Origin of the sequence: Brenneria izadpanahii (genome assembly GCF_017569925.1) — a bacterium.
GTDB lineage: Bacteria > Pseudomonadota > Gammaproteobacteria > Enterobacterales > Enterobacteriaceae > Brenneria > Brenneria izadpanahii.
The window spans coordinates 3373126-3399493 of the sequence record NZ_CP050854.1 but is presented as its reverse complement, the minus strand read 5'-3'; the positions used below and the strand labels follow the sequence as shown (position 1 = coordinate 3399493).

21 protein-coding genes and 1 pseudogene are annotated in these 26368 nt (G+C 54.9%); 13 read left to right on the top strand and 9 right to left on the bottom strand.

Annotation, left to right across the window (positions count from 1 at the left end; all coding sequences use genetic code 11):
* Positions 1 to 7 precede the first annotated feature (7 nt).
* From HC231_RS15175 to HC231_RS15160, 4 genes are all read right to left on the bottom strand, one after another.
* Positions 8 to 1462, bottom strand: a complete 1455-nt coding sequence (locus HC231_RS15175; RefSeq protein WP_281397329.1) for a hydrogenase 4 subunit D — start codon at positions 1460 to 1462, stop codon at positions 8 to 10.
* 16 nt (positions 1463 to 1478) lie between these two features.
* Positions 1479 to 2399 carry a respiratory chain complex I subunit 1 family protein gene (locus tag HC231_RS15170; protein WP_208231358.1) on the bottom strand — a complete coding sequence of 307 codons (921 nt, stop codon included), beginning with the start codon at positions 2397 to 2399 and terminating at the stop codon, positions 1479 to 1481.
* Between the two features lie 79 nt (positions 2400 to 2478).
* Entirely contained in the window at positions 2479 to 4494 is a 2016-nt protein-coding gene (hyfB, locus tag HC231_RS15165; RefSeq protein ID WP_208227473.1) for a hydrogenase 4 subunit B, read from the bottom strand.
* The gene (locus HC231_RS15160) at positions 4491 to 5117 is read right to left on the bottom strand and encodes a 4Fe-4S dicluster domain-containing protein (RefSeq protein ID WP_208227471.1); all 627 of its coding nucleotides are present in this window, start codon (positions 5115 to 5117) and stop codon (positions 4491 to 4493) included. The genes hyfB and HC231_RS15160 overlap by 4 nt, the downstream gene beginning before the upstream one ends.
* A gap of 619 nt (positions 5118 to 5736) precedes the next feature.
* Here HC231_RS15160 and HC231_RS15155 point away from each other — a divergent pair.
* The 9 genes from HC231_RS15155 (at position 5737) to HC231_RS24015 (ending at position 14735) form a co-directional block, all read left to right on the top strand.
* The gene (locus HC231_RS15155; RefSeq protein WP_208227470.1) at positions 5737 to 6006 is read left to right on the top strand and encodes a HypC/HybG/HupF family hydrogenase formation chaperone; all 270 of its coding nucleotides are present in this window, start codon (positions 5737 to 5739) and stop codon (positions 6004 to 6006) included.
* Positions 6007 to 6087: 81 nt separating this feature from the next.
* A complete protein-coding gene (locus HC231_RS15150) occupies positions 6088 to 8001 on the top strand; it encodes an FTR1 family iron permease (RefSeq protein ID WP_208227468.1) in 1914 nt (637 codons plus the stop codon).
* Between the two features lie 73 nt (positions 8002 to 8074).
* Positions 8075 to 8602 carry an iron transporter gene (locus HC231_RS15145; RefSeq protein WP_208227466.1) on the top strand — a complete coding sequence of 176 codons (528 nt, stop codon included), beginning with the start codon at positions 8075 to 8077 and terminating at the stop codon, positions 8600 to 8602.
* Positions 8603 to 8733: 131 nt separating this feature from the next.
* A complete protein-coding gene (locus HC231_RS15140; RefSeq protein ID WP_208227464.1) occupies positions 8734 to 10131 on the top strand; it encodes a Fe-S-containing protein in 1398 nt (465 codons plus the stop codon).
* A 2-nt stretch (positions 10132 to 10133) separates the two neighbouring features.
* Entirely contained in the window at positions 10134 to 11423 is a 1290-nt protein-coding gene (locus HC231_RS15135) for an ABC transporter permease (protein ID WP_208227462.1), read from the top strand.
* Between the two features lie 16 nt (positions 11424 to 11439).
* Positions 11440 to 12552 (top strand): ABC transporter permease, encoded by a 1113-nt coding sequence (locus HC231_RS15130; protein ID WP_208231357.1) that lies wholly within the window; start codon positions 11440 to 11442, stop codon positions 12550 to 12552.
* A gap of 4 nt (positions 12553 to 12556) precedes the next feature.
* Positions 12557 to 13267 (top strand): ABC transporter ATP-binding protein, encoded by a 711-nt coding sequence (locus tag HC231_RS15125; protein ID WP_208227460.1) that lies wholly within the window; start codon positions 12557 to 12559, stop codon positions 13265 to 13267.
* A complete protein-coding gene (locus HC231_RS15120; RefSeq protein WP_208227458.1) occupies positions 13254 to 13754 on the top strand; it encodes a TlpA family protein disulfide reductase in 501 nt (166 codons plus the stop codon). The genes HC231_RS15125 and HC231_RS15120 overlap by 14 nt, the downstream gene beginning before the upstream one ends.
* 60 nt (positions 13755 to 13814) lie before the next feature.
* The gene (locus HC231_RS24015; RefSeq protein ID WP_246494531.1) at positions 13815 to 14735 is read left to right on the top strand and encodes a hypothetical protein; all 921 of its coding nucleotides are present in this window, start codon (positions 13815 to 13817) and stop codon (positions 14733 to 14735) included.
* A 24-nt stretch (positions 14736 to 14759) separates the two neighbouring features.
* On the opposite strand, the gene HC231_RS15110 is transcribed toward HC231_RS24015, so the two are convergent.
* Complete coding sequence (locus HC231_RS15110; RefSeq protein WP_208227456.1) at positions 14760 to 15740, bottom strand: DMT family transporter; 981 nt, start codon at positions 15738 to 15740, stop codon at positions 14760 to 14762.
* Between the two features lie 961 nt (positions 15741 to 16701).
* On the opposite strand from HC231_RS15110, the gene HC231_RS15105 reads away from it, so the two are divergent.
* From HC231_RS15105 to gltP, 3 genes are all read left to right on the top strand, one after another.
* A complete protein-coding gene (locus HC231_RS15105; RefSeq protein ID WP_208227454.1) occupies positions 16702 to 17646 on the top strand; it encodes an AEC family transporter in 945 nt (314 codons plus the stop codon).
* Positions 17647 to 18053: 407 nt separating this feature from the next.
* Positions 18054 to 19007 (top strand): HTH-type transcriptional regulator Cbl, encoded by a 954-nt coding sequence (cbl, locus tag HC231_RS15100; protein ID WP_208227453.1) that lies wholly within the window; start codon positions 18054 to 18056, stop codon positions 19005 to 19007.
* A 483-nt stretch (positions 19008 to 19490) separates the two neighbouring features.
* Positions 19491 to 20816, top strand: a complete 1326-nt coding sequence (gene gltP, locus HC231_RS15095) for a glutamate/aspartate:proton symporter GltP (protein ID WP_208227446.1) — start codon at positions 19491 to 19493, stop codon at positions 20814 to 20816.
* Positions 20817 to 20871: 55 nt separating this feature from the next.
* Here the strand turns inward: gltP and HC231_RS15090 are convergent, their stop codons facing one another.
* From HC231_RS15090 to HC231_RS15075, 4 genes are all read right to left on the bottom strand, one after another.
* Entirely contained in the window at positions 20872 to 21981 is a 1110-nt protein-coding gene (locus HC231_RS15090) for an iron-containing alcohol dehydrogenase family protein (RefSeq protein WP_208227444.1), read from the bottom strand.
* 168 nt (positions 21982 to 22149) lie between these two features.
* Positions 22150 to 23016: an ABC transporter permease gene (locus tag HC231_RS15085; RefSeq protein WP_208227442.1), complete on the bottom strand. Its 867-nt coding sequence runs from the start codon at positions 23014 to 23016 to the stop codon at positions 22150 to 22152.
* Positions 22976 to 23842: an ABC transporter ATP-binding protein gene (locus HC231_RS15080; protein WP_208227441.1), complete on the bottom strand. Its 867-nt coding sequence runs from the start codon at positions 23840 to 23842 to the stop codon at positions 22976 to 22978. Before HC231_RS15080 ends, HC231_RS15085 begins: the two co-directional genes overlap by 41 nt.
* Before the next feature lie 118 nt (positions 23843 to 23960).
* Positions 23961 to 24980, bottom strand: a complete 1020-nt coding sequence (locus HC231_RS15075; protein ID WP_208227439.1) for an ABC transporter substrate-binding protein — start codon at positions 24978 to 24980, stop codon at positions 23961 to 23963.
* Positions 24981 to 25296: 316 nt separating this feature from the next.
* Here HC231_RS15075 and HC231_RS15070 point away from each other — a divergent pair.
* Positions 25297 to 26315 (top strand): annotated as a pseudogene (locus tag HC231_RS15070) (malate/lactate/ureidoglycolate dehydrogenase).
* Positions 26316 to 26368 lie beyond the last annotated feature (53 nt).

Below are 26368 nucleotides of genomic sequence, written 5' to 3'. Positions count from 1 at the left end.
TTCATCCTTAGTTCAGCCAGACGGCGGCTATAACGCTTGAACACACCGACATGACGATCAGCACGATCAATACCCCCTGCATCGCCCACGGAACGGGCGTGGCGCCAGCGATTTCTTCAGACGGTTCTCCTGGCACGGTGCGGCCGAACCAGTAGAGAAGCCAGGCGAAACTGGCTACCGACTCAATCAGCGCGATGATCAGCAACGGCAACAACCAGACGTATTCCCGCGACAGGCTGAAACCGGCGGCGAACAGGGGAAACTTACTGAAGAAACCGTTAAACGGCGGCACGCCGGCGATGGCCAGCGCCGCAACGCAAAATCCGACGCCCAACAGCGGCATTTTCCGCATCATGCCCTTAAGTTTCGGCAACATCCGGGTGCCGCAGCTGTAGCTGAGCGCGCCGGCCACCAGGAAAAACAGACTCTTGGCGAAGGCATGGTTGAAGATGTACGCCACGCCCGCTTCGAACGCCATACGCGAGCCGAACGTCGCCAGCGACAGCGCGAAGAAAATGTAGGCCAACTGGGTGATGGTGGAGTAGGCCAGCAGCCGCTTCATATCTTTTTGCGGCAGATACATAAGGAAGCCATACACCATAGTGATGGTCGCCATCACCATGCCGACGACGCCGATAATATGCGGCACCTGTTCGGCGGATAAGATCGCTCTGGCGAAAATATAGACGCCCACTTTCACCATTGAGGCGGCGTGCAGATAAGCGCTGACCGGCGTCGGCGCCTCCATGGCGTCCGGCAGCCACATGTGCAGCGGAAGCTGGGCCGATTTCCCCCAGGCGGCGAACAGAATGCCGCTGAATACGATGATTTTGCCGTTGGTGTCCAACTGCGCCAGCGCGCTCAGGGCGAAGGTTCCCGTTTGCACAAACAGGTAAGCGGCCGCCAGATAAAGCCCGATGGAGGCGATGTGCGTTATCAGCAGCGCTTTCAGCGCCGAGCGCAGTGATTTCGGCTGCTGATAATAGCCGATGAGCGCCCAGGAGCAGCCGCCGGTAATTTCGAAAAACAGCAGTTGCCCCAGCAGGGTGGATGACAGCGTGACGCCGGCCATCGCGCCGATGAATACCAGCAGAAAGGCGTAATAACGGTTGGTGCCTGCGTGCGGATGCTCCCGGTTGCCTAACGTCAGGTAACCGGTGGAATATATGCTGACCAACAGGCCGAGGAACACCACGGCAAAACCGATCAGCAGGCTGATTCTGTCGAACAGAAAGCCAAACAGTTCAGCCGGGCCGTAGCGGTATAGGGTATAGGCAAGGTCGGTTTTGCCCCCGGCGAGATAGCCGTAGCCGAGCCACGCCATGCCAAGCGTCGCCAGCAGGGCGAACAGTATGCATAGCCATTTAGCCTGGCGCTGCGGCAGGGTGGATATCAGCAGCGCGCCGAGAAACGGCAGCAGGATGGTCGCAAGGGCAACATTCTTTATGATGAGAATATCCATGATGAATGCTTACTCCTTATAGACCGGTAAGATAGAAAACGAACGCCAGCGCGGCGGCGCCGAAACCCAACCAGGTAACATGCCCCGTAAGCAGAAAGCGCCCGCGGGCCAGGCTGTTTTCAATTAACGCGGCCACGAAAAACGCCGCGATCAGTTTGATAAGAAACGCGAGCGTTCCTACCAGCAGCGCCGTCAGCGTAAAGGTTTCGGCTTTGCCGAACGGGATGAAAATGGAGAGAAACAGCGCGGCGGCGACCACCTGTTTCAGACTGATCCCCCACTTCAACAGCGCCAGCGCCGCGCCGGAATATTCCGTCAGCGGACCTTCCTGTAGCTCCTGTTCGGCTTCGGCCACGTCGAAGGGAATTTTGCCCATTTCGATGAAAGCGGCGAAAGCGCAGGCCAGCAACGCCATCAGGGTGGCGGTCGGCGACAGCCAATGGCGGCCCGCCAGCATGCTGCTGATGTTGCCGATGTTGGTGGAGCCGGCAATCAGCGCGACCACCAGCAGCGCCAGGATCATGATGGGTTCAACCAGAATCCCTAGCGTGAGTTCGCGGCTGGCGCCGATGCCGGCGAAACTGCTGCCGGAGTCCAGACCGGCCAGCGAAAAGAAGAAGCGAAACAGGGCGAACAGGTAGAGCAGCGTAATGACGTCGCCCGCGGCGCCGAACGGCGATACCCAGGTGATAATGGGCAGCGTCATGGCGACCAGCAGCATCGTACCGATCAGAATATATGGCATCAGGCGGAAAACGCCGCCCGCGTGCTGTGGCGACACATCTTGACGCTTCAACAGCTTGAAAATGTCGCGATAGTCTTGCAGTAACCCCGGCCCCTGGCGGGAGTGCATCTTGGCGCGGATAACCCGCGCCATCCCGGACATCAGCGGGGCAAGCGCCAGCAGAAGCAGCGCCTGAATAACCGCGCAGGCCATCAGGACGGATACGGGCGCGGCCAGCGTCCCTGCGTTTACCGTTCCTGCGATTGAGCTTTCAGCGATCATCATGTTCTCCTCAGGCCATCGTCAGCAGCAGAATCGCCAGGGCCGCCACCACATACAGGCAGTAGACCCGGAAGTCGCCATGCTGAATCCGTTGCGTTATCCGGCCCACGCGCTGGACGAGATTGACCAGCGGCATAACCAGGCGCGTATCCCAGACCGGTTCGGTCCGTCCGGCGGCCAGCGTGGTTTTATCCAGCGCGTTTTGCATCATCGGGGCCGGGTCCAGCGTTTTACGTATTCGGTACAGAGGAGCGAACATCACGCGTAATGGCTGGGTGAAGCTGGCGGCGGACGCCGCCATCGAGGCCTCATAAGCGTAGCCGCAGGCCCAGGGCGCGCCGCGGCGGCGGAAACTCAGCCGCGAGCCTTTAGCGCCGAGATAAAGCAGTAACGGCAGGATCGGCAAGGCCAGCAGCAGAATAAAAATCAGCGGCGCGGATAACGCGGTTTGAGCGGGATCGCCGGGGAATATCAGCATACCCTGCGCCACCGGCGGCGCGGCGGTTCCCGCCAGGCTGGCGGCCACCCGGCTTACCACCGGCGCCACCGCGCTGGCGCCGACGCCGAGCGCGATACATAACAGCGCCAGCAGCCATATGGCGGCGGTCATCGGCCAGGGCGCTTCCCGCGCCTGAGCGGCTTTCTCGCTGCGAGGCGCGCCGCAGAAGCTGATGCCGTAGACCTTGACGAAGCACATGGCCGCCAGCGCCCCGGTGATCGCCAGCATGACGATGGCGATTGGCGCGACCAGCCGCAGTGAAAAACCGCCCTCGCGACTGAGAGTAAACAGCGATTGGTAAGTGAACCATTCGCTGACGAATCCGTTCAACGGCGGCAGCGCGGAAATCGCCATACAGCCGATCAGAAACGCCAGCGCGGTATACGGCATCAAGCGCGCGAGGCCGCCCATTTTTTCCATATCCTTGCTGTGCAGGCGGTAAATCACCGCGCCGGCGCCCAGGAACAGCAGTCCTTTAAATATTGCGTGGTTCAACAGGTGGTACAGGCCGCCCAACAGGCCGAGAACCGCCAGCAACGGGTGGTGCGTGGCGATGCCGATCATTCCCACCCCGACGCCCATCAGAATGATGCCGATATTTTCCACGGTGTGGTAAGCCAGCAACCGTTTGATATCGTGTTCGGCCAGGGCATAGAGCACGCCAAGCACCGACGAGACGGCGCCGAACGCCAGCACCACCACGCCCCACCAGACTTCGGCGGCGCCCAGCAGGTCGATCCCCACCTTGATAATGCCGAAGATGCCGATTTTCACCATCACGCCGGACATTAACGCCGACGCGTGGGACGGCGCGGCCGGGTGCGCGCGCGGCAGCCAGCCGTGTAGCGGCAGCATCCCGGCCTTGGCGCCGAAGCCGAAGAAGGCCAGCAGGAATACGATGGACGCCTGCGGCGCGGAGAGGGTGGCCTGGCGGAAATCGGCGAAATCGAGACTGTCGCTGTGGCGATACAGCAGGAAGAAAGCGATCATAATCAGCACTGAACCGGCGTGGGCGATTAAAAAGTAAAGCAGCCCGGCGTTAATGGCTTCTTCATCCTGATCGGAAATCACCAGGAAATAGGAGCTGAGCGACATCGCTTCAAACAGGATGATGAAATAGAAGGCGTTATCGACCACCACCAGCGCCACCATCGAGGCGATGAACAGGTTCATAAAGAACCCCATCGCCCAGGCGCGCCCGCGGTATTCCCGTAAATAAGAGAGCGAATAGACTGACGTGACGATAACCAGTAGCGAAATGACCATGACGATAAAGGCCGCCAGCGCGTCCATTCTTATCGTTAAGCGGGCGAAGGCGGCAAACGGCCCTTCAAACCTGGCCGTCAGCAGCTGACCGTTAAGCAATACCGGCAGCGCGGCGGCAAGACCACACAGGCCGCCCAGCGCCGAACCGACGCCGCTTAGCAGGATAGCCAGGGACTCGGCGCGCGCCAGGCAGAGGGATAACAACGCGCCAGCCGCATAGAGCGTCAGCGCCAGCGCCAGCCATTCCAGTGAAGTCATCATAGCGTATTCTCCCGATCGGCCGCGTCTGGCGGGAAAGGCATGTTGCCGGCCGGCCACTCCATCGCATGCCGGCGTTTTTCGGCGGTAATCCGTTCGAGTTCTTGCTCATCCACGATAAACAGCGCCTTGGTGGGGCATACGCGGACACACTCCGGCCCTTGCTCCTGAAAAGCGCAGAGGTCGCATTTCACGGCGACGCTGCGGATGCCGGCATTCCAGGCCAGTAGCGGGTTGACGGAAGCGACGCTGACCGGCACATCGGCGAGCATGGACTGCGGGATATTCTGGGGAAAGGTCGCCGGGATGGCTAACGGCTTACTGCCTGATGGCGTAATGGCGCCGAAGGGACAGGCGATCGCGCACAGTTTGCAGCCGATGCAGGTATTTTCGTTCAGCGCCACCGCCTGATCCCGATGCGTGATGGCATTAACCGGACAGACTCTGGCGCAGGGCGCGTCTTCGCAGTGACGGCACAAGACGGGCGCGGTGCCGGCGAGGTCGCGTTCCACCGTCAGCCGCGGATGAGTCTGCAATCCCTGACGGCGGTGCGCCTGCGTACAGGCGGCCATACAGGTATTGCATCCGATACAGCGCTTAGGCTCCGCAATGACGAAGCGGTTCATAGCCACACCCTCCGTGGGGAATTATTCGTGTTTGCAGCGCTAAAGCATATTCCGTGCCACGTCAGGATATGACATCGCCAGGCCGCGGCGGGCGCGGGCTGAGAGGGGAAAGACAGGGCGGCGAACCGGGGGGCGATAGGCTCGTCATTAGTGTCGATAGCTTCCCGCCGGGCGGTTTCGACACTTTTGACGACAGAATTATTCCTTCACCGCGTTGCCTTCTTTTTCGTCATCCGGCGGTATGCGGGTATCTTGGCTGCGCCGTCGGTGGACAACGTTCGAAACATCGCCGGCAATGACCCCCTCCCTGCCTCCCCCTTGGCAGGGGGAGGAGCCAGACAGACTCCTTCCCCTGTGAAGGGGAGGGTTGGGGTGGGGTTAGAACCTCAGCTTCAAACACTGCGTGGCGGCAGGAAGAGTGCGCGGGCGACGGTAAACCGGGGATAAAAAATCGTTGTTATGTAAACTTATCCTATCCTATGTAAAGAAAACGTTATTTAACACGGATTTATCGGGCGTTTTATGCTCGTAAATTTCATTGTGGCATAAATATTGCTGGATTGTTTTTTGTCAAAATTGCAGGGCGGCATTATCTGGTAAATCTCAATGGAGAATGATCATGTGTTTAGGCATTCCGGGAAAGGTTGTAGAGCTGGCGTCTGGCGACGGGCAACTGGCCTGGGTTGATATTTGCGGCGTCCGGCGTGAAGTGAATATTGCTCTGGTGATGGATGGCATCGATCGTCAACAGCTGATCGGCACCTGGGTTCTGGTTCATGTCGGCTTCGCCATGAGCCGTATAGATGAAGAAGAGGCCCAGGCGACGCTGAATGTTTTACGCCAAATGGAAGAGTTGGAACAAGATGTTACATTTTTTATCCGCCAATAAATTCCCTTTTGTGATGTGAATCAAGGCTTGTGCGATTTTCAGGGTGATAATGATAATAAATATCATTAGTGATTCACTCCTATGTCTACCTGGCAAAAACTCTTCTTTGCGTTGTGTTGGCTATTTAGCAGTTCTCTGGCTTTAGCCGCGACTGATTACGCTTCCTTCATCCAGGATATCGAATCCAGACTGGATAAAACGGCTCAATTGTACGAGCAGCAGAAGCCGGATGAAGCCCGTACCGAAGTTCAGATGGCCTATTTCGAAGTATTCGAAAATCTTGAAGGCCCCATTCGCATCAATATTTCCGCACAAAAAAGCTATCAGCTGGAAGCGACGTTCGGTGAAATCCGCCGCATGATCGGCGAGGGGAAGCCGCTGGCCGATGTGCAGGCCAAAATTTCCTGGCTGAAAGGGGAGTTGAATGCGGTGCAGCCGGTACTGGCCGAAGGTCATAAGCTGGTGGCGCAGGAGCAGCACGGCGCTTATGACAATACGGATATCGCGCTGTACTGGCAGCAGAGCTTTAAGATTATTGATGACTCGCTGGCGCAGGCGATAAGCGATTATCAGGACGGCGATTACGGTAACGCCAGCCAGAGCGTGCAGCAGGCGCTCTATCAGGGATTCAAGAATTCCGAGATGGAAATGTCGGTGCGTCAGAATCGTTCCGCCCAGCAGGCCGCCGCCATCAATCAGCAGTTCTCCGCGCTGATAGCCATGACGAAGCAGCCGGATCAGATGAGCGAGGTCGCCTATCGCGTAACCACGCTGTTGCAGGACATTGAGGATTTGCTGCCGGGGCTGCCCACTACGCGCGATAGCCAGCCGGTTACGGCGACGCCCGAAGGCGATGCCGGCATCGCCGCCGATGATAATGTGCCTAACGCCGACTGGGGGAAAGTCGCCGCCGATATTAATCAGGCCATGCTCGCGGCGATTGAACAATATCGTCAGGGACAGGCCCGGCCGGCTATGATGGCGGTGCAGGACGCCTACTTCGATCTGTTTGAAGCCAGCGGCATGGAAAATAAAGTCGGCTCGCGCAACGCGGCGTTCAAATCCACCCTGGAAGGCTATTTTACCCGCCTGGTCAGCCTGATGAACGCCGGGCAGCCCGTTGAACAATTGCAGGCGCAGGCGGACGCGCTGAAACAGGATCTGGCGAACGCCGTCACCATGCTGGGCGAAGGGGGCGATACCCACTGGAGCCTGCTGCTCTACAGCCTGTTGATTATTGTGCGCGAAGGGCTGGAAGCGTTGTTGATTGTGGCGGCCATCGTCGCCTATCTGGTGAAAAACCAGCATCACGACAAGCTGCCGCTTATTCGTCAGTCTGTTTATGTCGCGCTGCTATGCAGCGTGCTTACCGCCGTTATTTTCCAACTGCTGTTCACCAACTCCGGCGCCAGCCGCGAAATGCTGGAAGGCATTACGATGCTTATCGCCGTCGTGATGCTGTTCTTCATGAGCTATTGGCTGCTTTCGAAAGTGGAAGCCCAACACTGGAAAGCCTATCTGGAAGGAAAACTGTCGCACTCCCTGAGCAGCGGATCGATGGCGGGGCTATGGCTGACCAGTTTTCTGGCGGTTTACCGGGAAGGCGCTGAAACCGTGCTGTTTTACTATGCGCTGGTGGGCGATGCGAACAATATGATGGGGCACCTTTCCATTCTGGCGGGGTTCGTCATCGGGTGCGTGATCCTGGTTATCGCCTATCTGATTATGCGCTTCACCGTGGTTAAACTTCCGCTTAAACCTTTCTTTATGTTTACCGGCTGCTTCATGTATTTGATGGCGTTTGTCTTTGCAGGCAAAGGCGTGTTGGAGCTGATTGAAGGCAAATTGTTTGAGCCGACGTTGCTGACGGGCGTGCCGGAAATCAGCGGGCTGGGTATTTATCCCTATGTGGAAACGCTGGCGCCGCAAGCGGTGCTGCTGGTCGCCGCGTTGGCCGCATTGGTGGTTATGCGGCGGCGGGCCCCTGCCGCCTGATTGATGAAGTGATGGAAAGCGCTGCAACAAAACAAAAGATGATCTTTACACTGATGATATGAGGATGGGTTTGATGAATATGCGAAAGAGTCTGATTGCTGGCGCAGTAATCGCCGGTATTTTCACCGCACCGGCAGTCTTGGCGTTTGAAGAATACCCGGCAGGCGAGCCAGTCACCATCAATGAAATGGAGATTGCTGCGGTTTATCTGCAACCGATCGACATGGAACCTCGCGGCATGGGATTGCCCGCGGCGAAATCGGACATCCACCTGGAAGCGGATATCCACGCGGTTGAAGGCAACAAGAATGGGATTGGCGCCGGAGAATGGATGCCGTATCTGACGATTGCCTATACCCTGACCAACACCGACACCGGAGCCAAGCAAGAAGGCAACTTCATGCCGATGGTCGCCAGCGACGGCCCGCACTACGGCGCGAACATCAAAATGATGGGCGTCGGCAACTACAAAGTGGTTTACCACATCGAACCGCCTTCCAAAGCAGGCATGCACCGCCATACCGATAGCGAAACCGGCGTCGGCCGCTGGTGGAAACCGTTCGACGTCAGCTTTGACTTTAAATACGTCGGTATTAAGTAATCGCCCTGACCGCGATGCGCGCGTCGCCATCGCGGTCGCGTTTCCCCCTCTGAGCGGCCCAACGGAACGAGACCCACGGATGGGGCGAGTAAAGCAGCCGGCTTGGCTGCGACTTAAAAGATGACGGGTATATGAGTTATTTCTTTGTGACTACGCTACAGGCCTTTCTGCCGATAGCGTTGCTGTTAGGGCTAAACTGGAGTCACCGTTCCGCGCCCGAAATCAGACCGTTGGCATGGATCACCTTACTGGCGCTGATTATCGGTACGCTGATCGGCGTTCGCTTGCCCAACGGACAGCAATTTCAACTCTGGATAACGGCTATCCAGGCGGTTGCCCTGGCGCTGTTTCTCGTCAGCCAGTTTTTCTCTCATCCGCGCATCGGCTATTTCTGGCAGGCGATACTGGTGGCCGGCGCGGCGATCCATTGGGGCGGCGATCCCAACCTGAGCGCATTGACCACCACCCATGTGGTGAATACCGATCTGCTGCTGAATTTCAGCGCGGTGGCGATGGCTTTCGGCTGGCTGGTTTTCAGCGCCGCGCTTTGCGGCATGATTGTACGGCGCATTCGCCTATTGCGCTGGCCGCTGCTGGTATTGCTGAGCGCTTTATTACTATTGCCGATTAGCGGCAACATATTGTTATTATTGATGAAGCTCCAGGTGTTGGGGCTAACCAAACCGCGCCTGAGCTATGTCGCGCAGGTGACCAACAGCGCCTATCTGTTGAATTATTTCAGCGCGTTTTTGATGGCCGTCGTCGCGGCCTGCTACCTGTCGCCTCTATTTAGTACGCGGCGGCGGATGCTGGATGAAACGCAAGCCATTGCCAAACGCAAGGCCACGGCGGACTACCGGAATGTGCGCCGCACGGTGCTGTCAACCGTGGCGGCGTTGCTGGTGATCGTCGCGGGACAGCTTTACTGGGATCAGGTGGCTTCCCGTCCTCCGCGCCTGTCTGAAGCGCTACCCGTGACGCTTGCCGGAGATGGCAAGGTTCATATTCCGATAGAACAGGTGCGTGATGGCAAGTTGCACCGATTTGTCTGGATTGCCGATGACGGCAAGGCGGTGCGCTTTTTCGTCATCAACCGCTATCCAGATCGGCTGCGGCTGGGGGTGGTGTTCGATGCCTGCCTGCTATGCGGCGATCAGGGCTATGTGATGGAAGGCAATCAGGTGATTTGCGTCGCCTGCGATGTGCGTATCTTTATTCCTTCCATCGGTAAGGCGGGGGGATGCAATCCGGTGCCGATTGAGGGCTGGAGCAACGACGACCACGAACTGGCGATTAGCTATGCGTCGCTTGCCGCGGGTACTAACTATTTCACTACCGTGATAGCCATGGATGTCGTCGATCCGGTGGATGGCTCAAAACTCACCAATGTGAAAGCCGAGCATAAGTATCGATATGCCGGTAAAACCTATTTCTTCTCGTCTGAAGCCAACTACAATCGTTTCCGCGAAAACCCCGGAAAATATGTGACCTCAACGGCCGCGGCTGACGATCAAGCGGAAGGGGAATAATCATGCTATGGCGCATGTTGCGTCAGTCCTGGCGCAGAAATATCCGGCGTAAATCGCTGGCGATATTGACGGTCTTTTTGGCGGCGGGACTGATTTCGGCCCTGTTGGCGGTCTCCATCGATATCGGCGATAAAATGTCGCGCGAATTGAAATCTTATGGCGCGAATATCCTGATTGAACCAGCGGGGCAGGCGGCGTTGCCGGCGTTGTTCGGCGAGCGCAGCAATCCGCTGGACGGTCAGGATTTTCTCGATGAGGCGGAACTGCCCAACATCAAGGATATCTTCTGGCGTAACAATATCGTCGGTTTTGCGCCGCTGCTCAGCGGCGACGTCGAGCTTAACGGACAACCGGTCGCGGTGTTGGGAACCTTCTTCTCGCAGCCCGTGGCGGTGCCCGATGAAGAGGATTACCGCACCGGTCAGATAACCGTCAGCCCGTACTGGCAGGTCGCCGGTCAGTGGCCGCAGGAGCCGGTCGCCGCAGGGAAGATGGCCGAGACGCTGGTCGGCAAGCAGCTGGCGCAGCAGAATGGCTGGCAGGTAGGGCGCGAGTTGCCGTTGCACGGTCCAAAGGGCTATATCACGGTTCGCGTCAGCGGGATCCTGACCAGCGGCGGGGATGAAGAAAACCGTCTGGTGATGCCGCTGGCGGTGGCGCAGCGTTTGCTGGGGCTGGAAGGGAAAATACAGGCGATTCGCGTTTCGGCGCTGACGGTGCCGGAGAACGATCTGTCGCGCCGGGCGCGTGAAAACCTGGAGGCGCTGAACGCCGAAGAATATGATCTCTGGTATTGCACCGCCTATGTTTCATCCATCGCTCATCAATTGGAAGAGGCGATATCGGGGTCGGTGGTGCGTCCTATCTGGCAGGTCGCCGCGTCGGAAGGGGTGGTGATCGATAAAATTCAGCTCTTGCTGGCCGTCGTCACCTTTGCGGCATTGGTCGCCGCCGCGATGGGGATCGCCTCGCTGATGACCAGCACCATTATGGAAAGAGCCAGGGAGATCGGTCTGATGAAGGCGCTGGGCGCCCGGCAATGGCAGATTATGCTGCTGTTCTATCTGGAGGCGGCGTTGAGCGGTTTGCTTGGCGGGATCGCCGGCTGTGTGGCGGGCTGGGGACTGGCGAAAGCCATCGGCCTGATGTTATTCGGCGTTCCGCTCAGCTTTGCCTGGATCGTCATCCCTTGCGTGCTGGTGATTTCGATGCTGATTGCCGTTATCGGCACCTGGTTCCCGGCGCGGCGGATCGCCAAACTCTATCCGGTGGAGGTGCTGTATGGCCGCTAATGTCTGGATGAACGGCATGTTCTGGCGGCTGGTGCTGCGGGCGCTGCGGCTGCGGATGCAGCGGGTGGGCGTGGTGTTCGCCGCTTTGACGGTCGGCGCGGCGATCGTCACCGCCATGTCCGCCGTCTATTTCGATATTAACGCCAAGATGAGTCAGGAACTGCGCACCTTCGGCGCGAATTTCTATATCGGTCCCGCGCGGGGCAATTCGCTGCCGCAGACTACATTTCAACAGATTGTCGATAACGCGCCGGCCGGCTTAATCAATGCGGCCAGCCCTTATCTGTACGGCATGGCGCGCACCGAGCTGGAAAAAGTGGTGCTAATGGGCGTGTGGTTCGAATCATTACGCCCGCTGGCGCCTTATTGGCAGGTGAAGGGCAATTGGATCGGCGTCAGCTTTGACGATCGCAATGCGATGATTGGCGTCAAGCTGGCGGAACGGTTGAACGTCAGCGTCGGCGACAGCATCACGCTGGTGGGCGATGGCGCTAAACAGAGCTTGCAGATTAAAGGCATCGTCGAGTCCGGCGACGCCACGGACAATATGCTGATCGTCAATCTGGATCTGGCGCAGAAATGGCTGGATAAGGCGGGAACGATCAGCAATGCGCTGTTCAGCGTCAGTAACGATTTGGGACAGGTGGATCAATTCGCCGGACGGTTGCAGCAGCAATACCCGCAGTTGGAAATCAGGCCGATACTCAAGGTTTCCGCCTCGGAAGGCCAGGTGTTGAACAAAATCAAAGGGCTGATGGGATTGGTTTCCGCGGTCATTCTGGTGCTGTCCTCGCTGTGCGTCAACACCACGCTGATGGCGATTGTCGGCGAACGCGCGCGCGAATTCGCGCTACAGAAAGCGCTGGGCGCCAGCGGGCGGGATATTATCCGTCAGATGCTGGCCGAAACCGGCATCATTGCGTTAACGGCCGTAGTGTGCGGCTCGGTGCTGGGCTATTTGCTGGCCCAGATTCTGGGAATGGCGGTTTTCAATGCGACGATTTCGCTACGGGCTCCCGTCTTCCCGCTGACGCTGGCGCTCTCTTTGCTGGTAGCCGCCGTGGCGGCCATTGTTCCCACCCGGCGGGCGATCCATATCGAACCGGCTAAAGTTTTAAAAGGAGAGTAGTGCGATGTCCTCATCAATAAACGGTCGGAACGCGCAGCAGGAAGCGGTGATTGAAACACGGCGGCTCTACAAGCGTTTTGGCCAGGTTACCGCGTTGGAAGATATCAACATTCGAATCGCCCGCGGCGAGTTCGTCGCCATTATGGGGGCATCGGGGTCCGGGAAAACCACGCTGATGAATATCCTTACCTGTCTGGATACGGTGAGTGAAGGTCAGGTGCTGCTGGATGGTGTCGATGCCGCCGCGCTGGATGAAGAGGGGCGGCGCCAGTTTCGCGCCGATAAAATCGGATTGGTTTTTCAGCAGTTCCACCTGATCCCTTTTTTGACGGCGCTGGAAAACATCATGCTGGCTCAGCATTACCACAGCGTGGTCGACGAGGATGCCGCCAAACGGGTTCTGGCGCAGGTGGGATTGGAACACCGGATCGGCCATTTACCCAGTCAGCTTTCCGGCGGCGAACAGCAGCGGGTCTGTATCGCCAGAGCGTTGGTGAACGAGCCGCCGGTGATTTTCGCCGATGAGCCGACAGGCAACCTGGATGAAGAAAACGAGCAACGGGTGTTGGATCTGCTCAGAGATTTGCACCATCAGGGGCGCACCATCGTGATGGTGACGCATAACCCTGAACTGGGTAAGTTCGCCGATCGCATTATTCGTCTGCAACACGGCAAATATTTAGGCGAGGAGGTCAATCATCATGCTATGGCGTAACGCATTAAAAGCCGGTTGCCTGCTGGGCGCATTGGCGTTGCTGGGCGGCTGCAAAGAGGAGCAGGTGAGTATTGGCGCAAAGGCGCCCGCGCTGGCCGCCTATGATTTAGCCGGACAGCCGGCGGAGCTGGCGCGCTGGCAGGGGAAAAACGTTTACCTGAACTTCTGGTCTTCGGGCTGCGGCGGCTGTCTGGCGGAAATGGGGACGCTGGAAAAACTCAGCAAAAGCTATGGCGATCGGGTCGTGGTGGTGGCGGTCAATACGGATCCCGATGGCGTGGATATTTCCTCACTGCTGGCGCAGCAAAAGATCAGCTACCCGGTTATTCGCGATCAACTGGGCATCACCAAAGAGCGCTATCAGGTTATCGGCACGCCCACTTCATTTATCATCGATCGCAACGGCAAGGTCGCCGCGCAACATCAAGGGGCGCGCAATGAACAACAGCTGACGGAACTGTTTGAGCAGCTAGCGCACGGGGCGTGACCGGGCTACGATTAAAATCCGTCGCCGGCGGATTTTAATCATCGGTCAAGGATCCAAAAAATGAATCGCACGCTCTGTCTGTTCGCTATTTTTTTAGCCCTGAGCCCCGTACTCGGCCATGCGGCACAGCTCCCGAAAGCGAGCGGCAGTTTCCATTTCACCGTCCCGCAAACGGGTAAAACGGTGACGGTGTTCAGCTATCAGCCGCCCAATGCCGGCGCCGATACTCCGATTGTTTTCGTGCTGACCGGGTTGAACCGCAACGCCGATGATTATCGGAATTCATGGATTGAGAACGCCAGGAAAAGCGGGCTTATCGTTATCGCCCCGATGTTTTCCAAGGCCGATTATCCCGGCGTCGACGGTTACAACCTGGGCAATCTGGAAAATGTCAAAACGCATCGGGCGAATGCCAAAGGCGAATGGACGTTTACGGTGATTGACGATCTGTTCGCCGATTTGCAAAAACAGGGAATAACCCGTCAGCGCGGCTATTATCTGTTCGGCAATAGCGCGGGCTGCCAGTTTGTACACCGTATGCTGACTTTTGTGCCGCAGGCTAACGTTAAAGCCGCTATTTGCGCCGCCGCGGGATGGTGGACATTGCCGGATGCGGAACATTCCTGGCCCTATGGTTTAGGGAAAGCGCCGGTAAGCGTGTCGAAAGAACAGCTGGCGGCTTATTTTGCCAAACCGGTGCTGATCACGGTGGGCGCTAAAGACGACGATCCCCATCATCCGCTGCTGCGCCGCTCCCATCAGGCAATGGCGCAGGGCGACAGCCGGCTGGTTCGCGCGCGCAACTATTTTCTGACGGCCCAGCAGCAAGCCAAAGGCTACGGGGCCGATTTTAACTGGCGTTTTACTATCGTACCCGGAGTGGGGCATAGCGGCGCGAAAATGTCGGCCTATGGCGCCGAGCAGTTTGCCTGGTTTGAACAACATGGCGAATTCAACGTTCAGCCCCGCGGCGAAAGATGATGCGGTCTTGATGGCGCGGCGGCGTTATTTCCTCGAAGGCAGCGAAACCGTCAGCGGCGCCGCTACCGGTTTGGGTTTGATTCTTACCGCATAAATCACGCCGACCACCAGACAGCATATGCCTCCCAGCGTCAGCAGCGGCGGCCAGGCTTGACGCAGAATAAAAGCGTAACTTAGCGCCGCCAGCGTTTCGAACACAATCAGCGGGCCGATCAGCACGGTCGGCAGGCGCTGACTGGCCTCATTCCAGCAGAGCGTTCCCAGCCAGGAGCAAAACAGGCCGATGGCGACCATCAACGCGATGAATACCGCGGGGCGGGGGCCGAACGGCAGCGTGAACCCCTGTTGAGTAACGGCGAGTTGAGCGCAAACCAGCATATAGCCCAACAGCGCCAGCGGCAGCGTGACCACGCCCTGCGCGGTCGCCCAGGTTCTGGGGTTGCCGCCCGCGTGTTCGCGTAACCAGCGGGCGTTACGCAGCGGATACCAGGTCCAACAAATCACCGATAAAAACGCCAGCACGATTCCGCCGACATAGCGCCAGATGCTGTCCTGCGTTATCGATAGCGCCGACAGTTCGGCGATATTCACGCAGATCAATCCTATGGCGATCAGCGTCAGGGCCGGTATCAGTTGACGCCATAACACCCGACCATCGCGCTTACCGTAGAGCAGGTTCGCCGTTACGGCAATCACCACCGGCAGCGTGCCGATAATCATGGTTGAAACCGGCGCGCCGGTGCGTTGAATGGCGCTGGCGAGAAAAAAATAGTAGAGCAGATTGCCGACGGTAGTTAACTTGGTCGCCTCCCACCAGTCCCGGCGCGTCAATCGGCGTAGCCGGCGTCGATCCAGCCAGGCCAGCGGTAAGGCGATCAGGCCGAATGCAAGATAACGGCCGGTTGATTGCAGCGCGGCGGGATATTCAGGTATCAACAGCGGGCCGACAAAAACCAATCCCCACATTAATCCTGCGGAAAGCGCAAAGAGAATACCGATTAGCATTATTAAGCCTGTTGGTTGTCCGGTTATTTGCGTCATGGGCGTGCGGTAAACATCGGATCGGCGCTAAAATCAACATCTCGGCCTATTTTGCCATTCGTCCGCATTCATGACTTGCCTGAGTATACAGGTTTAACCTCGCCGTATAACAGACGGTTAAACATCGTTTTTTATCATGTCAGCCTGACGTTGATGATCTCCGTTGCTTGTTACTCCGGTTATCAATATCCGGAAAACTTTTTCCAGCAAAGCAAATATAAAATCAGATGAGTTTGATGACGATCCTTCTGGTTCTAACCCCGCCCCTCCCTGGTAAGGGGAGGGGGTAAATCCGTTGTCTCCTCCCCCTGGAAAACTGTCTTTGAGTCCGCATAAAAATGTGGCCAAGAAACAGTCCTGGCCAGGGGGAGGCCGGGCGGGGATAATTAATGGTCATGTTTCGAACTTTATCAGAAATTTGCTAATGCATTTAATCGTGAAATATATTTGAATGAATTGTGAATATTTAAATCTAAATTATCATCGGTAATTTTCCTAAAAAAATGTATTAATGAAAGGAGTGATTTGTCTGCCTATATGGAATTTTATTTTCTGACGAATTTACCGGTTTTCTGTTGAATGACATAACAACATACGTTAAGTCTGGCGGCCATTTGCCGAGGGATGATGAATGGCCGCTGGTTGAATCAAAAAAAGGAAGATTATCCGATGGATAAATGTTTTTTGGATGGTTTTTAACCTTTTATGATTAGAAAACAAAAGGTAACCGGGAATACGGATTATCTGAATATATTAATTATTATATGAGTTTTAATTTTTATTAATTCATTATATTAGTTTGTTTTGTGTTTATTAACTATTGAAAATTAAATAGAAAAAAGCATGTGACGATAATCACAACGGGAAATTAATAAATAAGATAAAACCCCTTTATCTTATAACGTAGATAAATAAAAGGTTCTTTATGTCTTCATTATTATTGTCTTCTTTATTTCCGTTGGTCTTTATCATGCTAATGGGTTGGCTGAGTGGGAAATTAAATTATATGAAACGAGATGACGCCGGCGTATTGGCGACGGTCGTTATTCGTTTTGCCTTGCCGTTACATTTGTTTATCGGCGCTTTGAATACCAGCCCCGATAAAATAAAAAATTTCTCCTTCGTCGCGGTGCTGTTCATCGGCCTGATGGGCGCCTATCTGCTGACGCTGTGCATTTCCCGATTTATATTCCGTCACGATATCAAGACCAGCGCGATTCAGTCGCTTGTCTGCGCCTTTCCCGATATGGCCTATTTCGGCGCGCCGGTATTGGCGGTGCTTATCGGTCCTGAAGGTTTTCTTGGCGTATTGATCGGCAACCTGATCACCAGCGTGTTCATGATTCCATTGACGATAGTGCTTATCCGCATGGGCGAGAGCAATAGCGACGCCGCCCAGCAGGAGGGGTTGGGCATCATGATCGTGAATAACCTGTTTAAAGCGGCGCGAAATCCAATTGTGTGGATTCCTATCCTGGGGGTTACGCTCAGTTTGCTGGACATCAAAATTCCGGAATTGCTGCATTCGTCGATTGACATGATGGGTAAAACCGCCGGAGGAATTTCTCTGTTTGCGCTCGGTCTGCTGTTTTATGGCGAAAATCCGAAGTTTAACCTGCATACCTTTACCAATATCGGTCTGAAAAATCTGGTGCAGCCTGCAATCATGGCCGCCGCCGGTATCGCTTTCGGACTCAGCCCCAGTCTGATGCAGCAGGTGGTTATTATCGGCGCGACGCCATCCGCCATCGCCGCCGGAATGTTCGCGATACGCAGCAACACTTATGTGGAATCTGCGTCCTCCGCGATACTGGTTGGCACGGCGGTAGGCATTTTCACTGAAGGCCTGGTGATCTTTATGATGACCTGACGTCGGCTATATTGAAAAAACGCACGCAGTTACCCGGCGGCGAGAGGCGACCGGGTAACGCGCAAGCGTCGTCCCCGATGCGGGCAGGGCAGTCATCAGTTCGCTTATCGGATATATACTTTTTATCCTGATAAACGGGTGAGAAGTATAGATATAAATATTATAAATAATGGCAAAAAGATTTAACGGCCGCCGCCGGAAATAACCACATTCTTTATATTGAATTTGTAATCCTTTGAATAAAATGGTGTTTTATTTTTATCCTGATTACTCTTTCATTGAAAATGCATTTGGATACTGGCGTTAGTATAAAAAAATATAATCAAATCCATTTCCTTATTTGTCTTGAATATTATTCCTTCGTATCACTGTTATCTACGAATAGGGCAACGGTGATGGAGTGAAAGGTGAATTTTCAACAATTGAAGATTATTCGTGAATCAGCACGGTGCAATTACAACCTGACCGAAGTGGCGAATACCCTGTTTACTTCTCAGTCCGGCGTGAGTCGCCATATCCGTGAGCTGGAAGAAGAACTGGGAATTGAAATCTTTATCCGGCGCGGTAAACGGTTATTGGGAATGACCGAGCCGGGCAAAGCATTATTAAGCGTGGCCGAAAGGATCCTGAATGACGCCAGCACTATTCGCCGGTTGGCTAATGTGTTTACCAACAATGATACCGGGCAACTGGTGATCGCCACCACCCACACTCAGGCCCGCTACAGTCTGCCCCAGGTGATTATGGCGTTTCGGGAGCTCTATCCGCAGGTGCGTCTGGTGCTGAATCAAGGCACGCCCGATGAGATCGTGTCCATGTTGCACTCAGGAGAGGCCGATATCGGTATCGCCAGCGAACGGCTGATTAACGATCCTTCGCTGGCGGCTTTCCCTTATTACCGCTGGCATCATGCGATCGTCGTACCCGAAGCGCATCCGATAGCTAAAGAGCAGGTTGTGACGCTGGATATGCTCAACTCGATGCCATTGATAACCTATCGCCAGGGCATTACCGGACGTTCCCGCGTGGATCGCGCCTTTAAGGCGGCGGGAATGGAGCCGGACGTTACGCTGAGCGCGCAGGATTCCGACGTCATCAAAACCTATGTGGAATTGGGGCTGGGAGTCGGTATTCTTGCCGATAAGGCTTACGATCCGGTGCGGGATAAAGGTCTGGTGCGTCTGAGCGCCGAGCACCTGTTTGAAGCGAATACCGTGTGGCTGGGGTTAAAAAGGAATCAGTTACAACGTAACTATGCCTGGAAGTTTATCCAGCTATGCAACACGGAACTCTCTCTAACGGAAATTAAAGAGCGGGTATTCGCAGAGAGTGACGAAAGCATTATTGATTATCAAATTTAATTTTCTGATCCGTTCCGTTTCGTATTTCCGCCGTCTGCCGGATTATCATAAGCTCATCCCCTGAAATTCATTGGGGATAACTGACTAACCAGCCAGAAAATTTCTGGCTTTCTGCGCTTTTCCTCACGGCGGTTTTACCCGCTTTCATATCAATTAAATAGCCGCGCTGATATATTCAATTCGCATAACTATGAGGCTGGTTATGAATAATCCACTTGATCTCGCCGTGGTGGGATAGTAGCATCGCCCGGCATAACAATAACATATGTTTGGTGTTTTGTTTTTAGATACAAATACTTGTGCACTTTTATTGAATAACTATGTGGTTCATCTTGTGTACCGGTGCCGGAAAATCTTCGGTCACTGTCCCATCAAACATACCTAATACTCGCTATCTCCACGCTTATTTTACGGCTCGCATTGAGCTGGAATTCGCGCTATCGCCTTCGTTCCGGGCGAGGAGTTTTGCAACGGAAGATCTCTATGAAAACACAGAAAATCAGCCTGGCCTGGCAAATCCTCATCGCATTAGTCCTTGGTATCGCGCTTGGCGCGGTATTGCATAACCAGCCTGAAAGCCGCCAATGGCTAATCAGCAATATTCTCAGCCCAGCGGGCGATATCTTTATCCGCCTGATTAAGATGATCGTCGTGCCGATTGTTATCGCAACGCTGATTGTCGGTATTGCCGGGGTCGGCGACGCCAAAAAGCTCGGAAGGATTGGTTTTAAGACCATTATCTATTTTGAAATCGTCACCACGTTAGCCATTGTGCTGGGAATTACGCTGGCCAACGTCTTTAAACCGGGAACGGGGATCGATATGTCGATCCTGACGGCCGTTGACATCTCTCAGTATGAGAAGACCACGGAACAGGTGCAAAGCGGTTCCCATAGTCTGGTGAACACCATTCTGTCTTTAATTCCGTCGAATATCTTTGCATCGATGGCTAAAGGGGATATGTTGCCGCTCATTTTCTTCTCGGTATTGTTTGGCCTGGGGCTATCATCTTTGCCGAAAGAGCATCGTGAACCGCTGCTGAACGTGTTCCGCGGCGTTTCTGAGAGCATGTTCAAAGTAACGCATATGATCATGCGTTATGCGCCGGTCGGGGTGTTCGCCCTGATTTCCGTCACGGTGGCCAACTTTGGTTTTGCCTCGTTGTGGCCGCTGGCGAAGCTGGTGGTGCTGGTTTACGCCGCGATTGCGTTCTTCGCCCTGATGGTGCTGGGCAGCATTGCCCGGCTGTGTAAATTGCGCATCACGACGCTGATTCGCATTCTGAAAGACGAATTGATCCTTTCTTATTCCACGGCCAGTTCCGAAACCGTGTTGCCGCGCATTATTGAGAAGATGGAGGCGTATGGCGCGCCGAAATCGATCACCAGTTTTGTCGTGCCGACCGGCTATTCGTTCAACCTGGATGGATCAACGCTCTATCAGAGCATTGCGGCTATCTTTATCGCGCAGTTGTACGGCATCGATCTGTCGATCGGGCAGGAAATTGTGCTGGTGCTAACCCTGATGCTGACCTCTAAAGGGATCGCCGGCGTACCGGGCGTCTCTTTCGTTGTTCTGCTGGCAACGCTCGGCAGCGTGGGGATTCCGCTGGAGGGGCTGGCGTTTATTGCCGGCGTCGACCGTATTTTGGATATGGCGCGCACCGCGCTGAACGTAGTCGGCAATGCGCTGGCTGTGCTGGTGATATCCAAATGGGAAGGCCAGTTTGACGAGAAGAAAGCGCAGCAATACGAGCGTGAACTGAACGGAATCGAGAGCGAATCCGTCCAGCAAGAGGAAAGGATTTAACTCGCTATGCCCGCATTGCGGGCATGCCATTTTTATCGCATCCGGGGGCGGATAATCAGGCGGCCTGGTTATCCGTCTTCAACGCGGGATCCGTTAGTTGTCGGGTGTCCCATAAAGCCTGTTTAATGCGCTCTTTTTCGACGGAGAAGGGCAACAGGGCGGCAATATGGGGTTTAATCCGCACATTTTCGGCGATTTCATCAACCTGCTGCGGCCGATCGGCAAGGCCGAGCAAGGTCAGCGTCACCGGACTGCCGTAACGATGAAGCTGTTGCAACAGCTCTTGCCTGTCATTGGCATCGTTATGCTCCAGGATCGCCTGCGCGGCCAGACCGAACCCGACTTTTTCTCCGTGTAGCCAGCGGCGTAGCTCCGGCAAACGGGTCATGCTGTGGTGAATGGCATGGGCGACGCCGATGCGCGGCACGTCGTCTTTCATGCTGTTGGCCACGCCGGCCAGCGCGATCGCTGCGTCAATGACTTTACGTAATGCCGGCGTTACCTGCTGTTGCTGGTTATCGGCAATAGCCTGTACCCCATAGGCATTAAACGTATCCACCGCCAGTTTGGCCGCCTGCGCTTTTAACGCCAGCGCCAGCCCGTCATCGCCGTTGCGCAGATAGGGCAGAAATTCATACCATTTCGCCAGCGAGTCTACGATGCCGGCCTTAAGATAACGCGGGTCGCTTTGCGCAATCACTTCGTTATCGACCAATACCCACACCGGTAACCGCTTAAGCTCTAACGAGCCCTGATGCGCCCCTGTATCGTCGTAGATCACGCTGATGGGCGACCAGGCCGCGCAGGTGGCGGCGATGGTGGGCGCCGTGATCACCGGCAACTGTCCCAGATATTCGCCGGCCGCTTTTGCCGCATCCAGCACTCGCCCGCCGCCAACACCCAGAATCAGTTCCGCTCCCTGCGCCTTAGCCAGATCGACCAGCGTATCGATAGCGGCCTGCGTGCAGTCGCCCGGCAGGTTCGCAACCTGCCAGACTATGCCGTGTCGCGTCAAACTGGGCTCAATTTTTTCAGCGGTGGCCTGCCAGGCATGCGGGCTGGTGACTATCAGAATGGTTTTGGCGAAAGGCGTAATATATTCACCGATATTCCCGATGACGCCATCGCGGTTCAGGTAGGTTTGGGGGGCTTGTATTGCGATCATATTTGTAATCTCTTTCTCTGTATGGCTGAAGGCAGATGTTGTTTTTGTAACAGTGATAGCCAATGACGCAAAAGAACAATTCCGATTATATATAGGTTAATCCCGTATAATCAGACGGCATACCGAATCCAATCGGCCGGCGCGATCGGATTCGTACCGCCGCCGGCATTAACGCTGCATTCCCCAGCGTTTTACCGTTAGTTTCTCAATAGTGGAAAAGATCAGGCTTTCCACCAGCAGGCCGATAATAATGACGGACGCAAGACCGGCGAAAACGCGATCGGTATAGAGCTCGTTGCGGTTCTGAAATATATACCAGCCCAGACCGCCGCCGCCGCTTGACGCTCCGAAAACCAGCTCGGCGGCGATTAATGTTCTCCAGGCGAACGCCCAGCCGATTTTCAGGCCGGACAGAATCGACGGCAGCGCGGCGGGAATTAAGATGGCGGTGACATAACGCCGGCCTCGCAAGCCATAGTTTCGCCCCGTCATGCGCAGTGTTTCCGATACGCCGAGAAAACCCGAATAGGTATTAAGCGCCATCGGCCACATGACGGAGTGGATAAGCACAAAGATCAGACTCTTCTCCCCTAGGCCAAACCACAGCAGCGCCAGCGGCAACAAGGCGATCGCGGGCAACGGGTTGAACATGGAGGTTAACGTAGCCAGCAGATCGCGCCCGGTGCGGGTTGAAACGGCCAGCGCGCTGAGCCCCAGCGCCAGCAGGCTGCCGATGAGATAGCCTTTCAGCAACGTGCTCAGCGATATGATTACTTTTTCCGGCAGTTCGCCGCTGGCGAGGTCGGTTCTGAAAGCCGCAAAGGTTTGCAGAAAGCCGGGAAACATCAGATCGTTATTCTGCACGCGGGCGACGATCTCCCAGATTGCCAGCAGCGCCAGCAAAATGGTCAGTTTGCGCAACCATTCCTGATTCCATAAGCGGGTGATCAGAGGAAGCGGCTGCGCCAGCGTGAAATTGGTTAGTGGCGTCAGCTCACGCTGATACTCGGGCCGGATGGGCGGCTGAATGCTCATGTTTTCTACCCTGATGTGTTGTGGCTGGCGTGGCGATAGCGCCTTCAGCCGGGAAAAGAAGGTGGTGAATGCGTTGGGCCGCCGCCTGGAAAGCCTCACTGCCCTGATCGTTCATGGCGAACTGGTGGCAGTTGATTTCAGCGCGGACGCGTCCAGGGTGTGGAGAAAGCAAGAGAACCCGGCTGCCGACAATCAAAGCCTCTTCAATAGAGTGGGTGACGAACAGCAGCGTGAACCGCACTTCTTCCCATAGAATCAGCAGTTCTTCCTGCATTTTTCGGCGGGTCAGCGCGTCCAGCGCGGCGAAAGGCTCATCCATAAGCAATACTTTGGGCTGCATCGCCAACGCTCTGGCAATGGCGACCCGCTGTTTCATGCCGCCGGACAGCGTGTGCGGATAGGCGTCGGCAAATTTCGCCAACCCAACCTTATCCAGAAAATACATTGCCTTATCCAGCGCTTCGGCGCGGCTGGCTTTGCGGCTGGCCAGCAGCGGAAACAGCGTATTTTCCAGCACGGTTTTCCAGGGCGGCAGTTGATCGAACTCCTGAAAAACCATAATCCGGTCTGGTCCCGGTTGGGTGACGGCGGCGCCATCCAGGCGAATTTCGCCATCCACCGGCGGCAAGAAGCCGCCAATCGATTTCAGCAGGCTGGACTTACCGCAACCGGACGGCCCAAGCAGCACAAAACGATCGGCGGGGAAGACGTCGAAGCTGACGTCATGAGTCGCCCTGACCTGGCTGCGACGGGTGCGGTACTCCAACCCGACGCCGTCTATCTGCAACAACGGTTGTGTAAGCGTGTCATTATTAGGGATGCCCATAAATCCTCCTGTGCGTGATTGGTCTGTCGTCCTGTAACATGTGGCCCACTGCGCACGTTAAACACGGTTAACAAAATCGGCTGATATAAACTGTCAGCGTGATGATTAATCCTCAGAGTCAGCTGCCTGGTTGGTCATGAATTTCACTAAAGAAGTAGTCTTTCCATGAGTCGGCTCTGTTTTTCAGTATGCCGAGTTGGTGTAGTTTTTCGGCGTAAACGTAAGTGCGTTCGGGCGTGATGGTGAAGTCGATTTCAGGATCTTCCACGATGCGTTTTACCAGTGCGGGGTCGAGCCGTGATTTTTCCACCCGGATATAAGTTTCAGCCGCTGCGGGCTTATCGGCTTTGATAATCTCAGCGGCTTCCGCCAGCGCATCGTAAAAAGCGCGATAGGTTTTAGGATTCTCATCGTGAAACTTCTGCGTGGTGTACAGCACATTGAATGTCGCCGGGCCGCCCAACACGTCGTAGGAACTGAGAATTTTGTGCACGTTTTTGTTCTCCAGCGCCTGATACTGGAATGGCGGGCTGGAAAAATGCGCGCTGATTTCAGAACCGCCGGCGATCAGCGCGGCGCTGGCATCGGGATGAGGAAGACTGACGCTGATTTTATCAAAGCGTTTAAAGTCGCTCGCGCCGTATTGTTTGGCGGTTTCAATCTGCAACGTGCGCGACTGGTATCCGACGCCGGCGGCGGGTACGGCAATGCGATCTTTGTCGGTTAAATCTCCGATGGTTTTAACCGATGGGTTATTGCTCAACAGGTAGTTGGGCATTGAGCCAAGTGAGGCGATGGCCTTTACATTCTGTCGGCCGAGGGTGCGATCCCATACCGTCAGCATCGGCGGTACGCCGGCCGATGCGACATCCAGCGCGCCGGATAGCAGCGCTTCATTGATGGCGGTTGCCCCGGAGAGGGTGCGCCACTCGACGTTGATATCAATACCTTGCTGTTTGCCGTGTTTTTCGATCAGATGCTGATCGCGCACCACGTCCAGAATCAGGTAGCCGATGCCGAACTGTTGGGCGATGCTGATATTCCCTTCCGCGCTTGCGCCAAATGAGGCTAACGAGCATACCAACGCCGTAGTGATAGTTAACCGACGGAATATTTTATTTTTTGCCGCTTTGTTCATTTTCTTCTCTCTTTTTTGCAACACGTTATTTTTATTTGAATTGTTCAAAAACGATTAAATAAGTTAAATAAATAAAACTGATACAAATAACCCTGGGTTTAAGGGAACGCTCTGTTGCATCCTATTTTTTTATGAATTCATTAATAAAGTACATTTTGGAATAACTTAGAATTAATGTTCTATTTCTTATCTAATATCAATTCAATATTGCCTTTAGTACAATATTTGCTAACGATATCTTTATTTTTCATTTAGCAATGAAAATAGCGGCGTTATAGTGATGCTCAAATAATTTAATCAAGATACAGAGACAATTATGCCGGTGTTCAGTCATCATTATTTACGTGATTATTTGCGTACCCAGTTAGTGAATATTGAGGTAGATAGTCGCGTGGCGGAGATCGTAGCGGATAATTTGGTGGAATCGAGCCTTAAGGGGCATGATTCGCATGGCGTCAGTATGTTGCCTCGTTATATCGCGGCGATCAGGGAGGGCGGGTTATCGCCGCATGCCAATGCCGAAAAAACGCTGGATTTCGGGCCGCTAATCTCTTTTAACGGTCAGCAGGGATTCGGCCAGGTCGTTGCAAAGCAGGCGTTGGCGGAAGGGATTACACGCGCGCAGGCACATGGCGTCGCGGTGGTCAGTCTGGCGGATTCCCATCATCTGGGGCGTATCGGCGCCTGGGCGGAACAGGCGGCGGATGCCGGTCTGGTTTCACTGCACTTCGCCAATGTTCATACCACGGTGGTTTTACCGTGGCAGGGGGAACGGCCGCGCTTCGGCACCAATCCTTTCTGTGTGGGGTGCCGGTAACGGGGGGCGACCCGGTGATTCTGGACTTTGCCACCAGCGTGATTGCCGGTAATAAGGCGCGTATTGCCTGGAATGAAGGTAAACAACTGCCTCCCGGCTGTATTGTTGATAATCAGGGAAATCCGACCATTGATCCTCGCTGGCTGATGGAACAACCGCTGGGAGCGCTGCTGCCGTTCGGTCAGCATAAAGGGGCGGGACTTTCGCTTATCTGCTCATTGCTGGGGGCGGCTTTAACCGGCGGCCGCACGGAGCGCACGGTAAAAGGAGAAAAGAAACAGATTATCAACAGCATGTTGTCTATTTTAATTGATCCTCAACGGCTGGGCGGCGCTGAAACATATCAGCAGGAAATCCCCGCTTTATTAGCCTGGATCCGGCAGTCGCGCGATGACGGAGAATTATTATTGCCGGGTGAACCGGAAAAACAAAAATATCAGCAACGTCTTGAACAAGGTATTTATGTTGATGATACCAGTTGGCAGCAATTACTTGATTTAAATAAACAAGTAGCCTGAGTCAGCGTAAATGCGAAATGACGTTAATTAAGCCGTGTTGTTAATCAAATTAG